General features: G+C 69.4%; 1 protein-coding gene and 1 pseudogene. Both read left to right on the top strand.

Translation table 11 applies throughout. The features are described from left to right. A pseudogene (locus ABN273_RS59025) lies at positions 1-903 on the top strand (Tn3 family transposase); the annotation flags it as partial. Beyond that, positions 882-2,349 (top strand): Tn3 family transposase (locus tag ABN273_RS59020; protein WP_349458558.1); only part of this gene is annotated, 1,468 nt, incomplete at its 3' end. The pseudogene ABN273_RS59025 and the gene ABN273_RS59020, both read left to right, overlap by 22 nt.

The raw sequence follows: 2,349 nt of genomic DNA, 5'->3' as shown, positions 1-2,349 counted from the left end.
GACATCGCGGCGTTCCGGCTGGGGCGGGTGCGGGTGGACAAGGTGCCGGTGCGGCGGATGAAGACGCTGGCCAAGTACGGGGCGGGCACCAAGGCGCCGCTGCTGGCCCGTCTGTCCGAGCCGCGCAAGACGGCCACGATGCTGGGGGTGACCCGGTCGTTGGAGGCCGAGGCGATCGACGACGCTCTCGATTTGTTCGCGCTGCTGATGGCCACCCGGTTGATTTCGCCGGCGCGGCGCAAGTCGGCGGGCGAGCGGATGGCGATGTTGCCCAGGCTGGAGAAGGTCTCCAAGCTGCTGTCGCGGGCGGGCCGGGTTCTGGTGGAGCAGCTGGACCTGGTCGCCGAGGTGGGCGCCGATCTGGACGTGGCCGCGTTGTGGACGGCGGTTGCCGCAGAAGCGGGCGCGAGCAAGGAGCAGGTGCTGGCCGCGCTGGGGCAGGTGGAAGAGCTGGTGCCGGAAGAGGACGGGTCGGCGGAGGCGGCATTGCGTGCCGCGCTGGCCGACAAGTACAACACCGTCCGGCCGTTTTTGAAGTTGTTGGGCGAGTCGAAGGCGCTGGGGGCGGCGGCGGGCGGGCGTCAGGTGCTGGCCGCGGTACGGCGTCTGCCGGAGCTGGCGCGCCGGCAGGTCGGCAAGAAGCCGCTGCTGGCCAAGGAGATTGACGCCTCGCTGGTGAATGCGGCGTGGAAACGGACGGTCTTGGCCAACCCCGACCTTCCGGCCGGGGCGGTCGATCGTGACGCCTACGTGGTGTGCGTGCTGGAAGCCCTGTTTCGGGCGCTGCAGGTGCGGGATGTGTTCGCCGTGCCGTCGCTGCGTTGGGCCGATCCGCGCGCTCATCTGCTGACGGGGCGGCGTGGGAGGCCATCAGTGAGGATGTGCTCGCCTCGCTGTCGCTGACCGATCCGGTCCAAGCCCATCTGGACGCCAAGCTGCTGGCGCTGGATGCGGCGTGGAAGCAGATGGCCGGCCGACTCGAGGAGGCCGGTGACGACGCCCTGGTGCGGGTGGTCACCCCGGCCGACGGGCACGCCCGGTTGTCGGTGGAAAAGCTTGGCGCGCTGGGTGAGTCGCCGTCGCTGAAGTGGCTGCGCGCGGCCTGCCAGGCGATGCTGCCGCGCATCGACCTGCCCGAGCTGCTGCTGGAGGTGCACTCCTGGACCAGCTTCCTGGACGCCTATGTGCATCTGGCCGACATCTCCACCCGCATGCCCGACCTGCCCCGATCGCTGGCGGCGCTACTGATCAGCGAGGCCTGCAACGTCGGCCTCACCCCGGTGATCAAGGACGGGGATGAGGCGCTGACCCGCGGCCGCCTGTCGCACGTCGACCAGAACTACGTGCGCGCCGAGACGCATGCGGCGGCCAACGCGGTCCTGATCGAGGCCCAGCGCGGTGTGCCGATCGTGAAGCTGTGGGGCGGCGGGCTGCTGGCCTCGGCCGACGGGCTGCGCTTCGTCGTCCCGGTGCAGACGATCAACGCCGCCCCCTCGCCCAAGTACTTCGGCTACAAACGCGGCCTGACCCTCCTCAACGCAGTCAATGATCAAGTGATGGGGATCGGGCAGGTGGTGGTGCCGGGCACGCCGCGCGACTCGCTGTACATCCTGGACTGCCTGATCAACATCGACGCCGGGCCCAAACCCGAGCTGGTCACCACCGACCAGGCCAGCGACAGCGACATGGTGTTCGGCATCTTCTCCATGCTCGGCTACCGGTTCGCGCCCCGCTTCGCCGACCTGGGCGACCAGCGGTTCTGGCGCGCCGAGCTGCCCGACGGGAGCACGCCGAAGTACGGGCCGCTGGAGGCGATCGCCCGCAACAAGATCAACCGAAGCAAGATCCATGCCCAGTGGGCCGACATGACCCGGGTCGCCGGATCGTTGGTGACCAACCAGGTCCGCGCCTACGACCTGCTGCGCATGTTCGCGCGCAAGGGGCGCCCGACCCCGCTCGGGCAGGCGTTCGCCGAGTACGGCCGGATCGACAAGACCCTGCACCTGCTGTCGATCTTGGACCCGATCGACGACACCTACCGGCGCAAGCTGAACAAGCAGCTCACCGTGCAGGAGTCGCGGCACCGGCTGGCCCGCAAGATCTGCCACGGCAACGGCGGGAAGATCCGCAAGGCCTACCGTGAAGGACAAGAAGATCAACTGGCTGCGCTGGGGCTGGTGGTCAACGCGGTCGCGCTGTGGAACTCCAAGTACCTGTCGGCCGCGGTCGACCAGCTACGCGCCCACGGCGTGCCGGTCAAAGACGAGGACGCCGCCCGACTCAGCCCGCTCGGTCACGCCCACCTCAACGTCCTGGGCCGCTATGCCATCGCCTCCTCCGCCCCGGCCG

It is taken from the genome of Nonomuraea sp. B19D2 (genome assembly GCF_040137845.1).
Taxonomy (GTDB): domain Bacteria; phylum Actinomycetota; class Actinomycetes; order Streptosporangiales; family Streptosporangiaceae; genus Nonomuraea.
The sequence above is the reverse complement of the archived record's forward strand: the minus strand, read 5'-3'. Positions and strand labels throughout refer to the sequence as shown.